This window comes from Methylophaga sp. UBA5088, from assembly GCF_002414625.1.
Lineage (GTDB): Bacteria > Pseudomonadota > Gammaproteobacteria > Nitrosococcales > Methylophagaceae > Methylophaga > Methylophaga marina.
The window spans coordinates 68,529-70,119 of the sequence record NZ_DIAC01000103.1; the positions used below are offsets into that span (position 1 = coordinate 68,529).

The window sequence follows — 1,591 nt, forward strand, 5'->3', positions numbered from 1 at the left end:
CTTTGATGCCATCCTGACGGCATTTATTGAACAGCTTCCTCAATCGTGTGTTATCAACATTGCTTGTGTCGCACTGGCGGGTCCGGTGAGTGGACAATATGGCCAAGTCACTAAGCTGCCCTGGAAGTTAGATGCCCGTGTCATTGAAAAGCAGTTTTCAATTGAAAGGGTCATACTTTGTAACGATTTCGAAGCAGTGGGTTATGGTATTGCGGGTTTAGCTGATAGCGAGGTTGAGACGTTACAAGCGGGTGAACCCAATCAGTCATATCCCCGTGTTGTATTAGGTGCTGGTACGGGATTAGGACAAGCTATTTTGATTCCGCAGGAGAATCAGTGGCAAGTTTTTGCAACAGAAGGCGGGCATGTTGATTTTGCCCCCTTAGATCGAACCCAACAGCTTTTCCTGGAGCATCTCCAGCAGCGACATGGTCATGTTTCTTATGATCGTATTGTTTGTGGAAGCGGGCTTGTCAGTCTCTATCATTTCCTACGGGACTATAAGCAAATTGATGAAAATAACGCGTTACGTCTGGCGATGGTAAACAGTGATGCCGCATCGGCTATCAGCCAGTTCGCCATAGAAAAGAATGATATTTTGGCAAATGAAGCCTTAGATATGTTCGTACGTATTTACGCTGCTCAAGCTGGTAATTTAGCGCTGACCACATTGGCTCGAGGGGGCGTTTATCTGGTGGGTAATATTCTGCTGAAAAATATTGCCAAGTTCAGAGCGCCATCATTTATCAACAGTTTTGTTGAAAAAGGCCGCATGACAATGTTGATGGAGCAGATACCGGTTCATATCGTGCTTGATGATGAAGTCGGGCTAAAAGGTGCTCGCTTCTTAGCACAAAAAGCCATGTATAATTAACATATGAATGAACATAATAACGATATTTCAGTTGATGTAGAAACCACCTACCTGGATGAAGAATCTGATCCAGAAAAAGCACGCTATTTGTTTGCTTATACCATCACCATTAAGAATCAGAGTCAGTCATCGGCCAGATTATTGTCCCGTTATTGGAAAATTACCGGTGGTGATGGTCATGAGCAGGAAGTGGAAGGGGATGGTGTGGTAGGTCTGCATCCTTATCTTGCACCTGAGCAGGAATTCACTTACACCAGCGCAGCAATGTTGGATACACCTGTCGGTATGATGCAAGGTCATTACAAGATGCTGGGAGATAACGGTGAGCGATTCGAAGTCAATATTCCGGCATTTACCCTAGCTGTTCCACGCACGCTACATTGATTGTCTTCTGAGCTTTTCAGAATGCTGACAAGCAATAAAGAGAAAGTCGTCTGGCTAAGTTTAGTTTCAATAGCTTTGCTTGTTTCTGCTATTGATCCAGTGGCAGACCGGTTGACCTGGTTTATGGAAACCGTGCCCGTGATGATAGCCATACCCATATTGCTTATCACTCACAGACAGTTTCCCCTGACGATTATTTCCGTTCGAGCGATCAGTCTCTTTGCTTTTATATTAATTGTGGGTGGTTATTACACTTACGCAGAAAATCCATTGTTTGAATGGATTCAACAAACGTTTGATCTAGCCCGCAATCATTATGATAGGTTGGGTCAT

Annotated in this window: 3 protein-coding genes; all 3 read left to right on the forward strand. The window is 44.1% G+C overall.

Annotated elements, in window-relative coordinates; translation table 11 throughout:
* A partial coding sequence (glk, locus tag B4K20_RS13120) for a glucokinase (RefSeq protein ID WP_289283210.1) occupies window positions 1–874 on the forward strand: 874 nt, incomplete at its 5' end.
* Between the two features lie 3 nt (window positions 875–877).
* Entirely contained in the window at window positions 878–1,258 is a 381-nt protein-coding gene (gene apaG, locus B4K20_RS13125) for a Co2+/Mg2+ efflux protein ApaG (protein WP_289243199.1), read from the forward strand.
* A 21-nt stretch (window positions 1,259–1,279) separates the two neighbouring features.
* Window positions 1,280–1,591 (forward strand): DUF2238 domain-containing protein (locus B4K20_RS13130; RefSeq protein ID WP_289283211.1); only part of this gene is annotated, 312 nt, incomplete at its 3' end.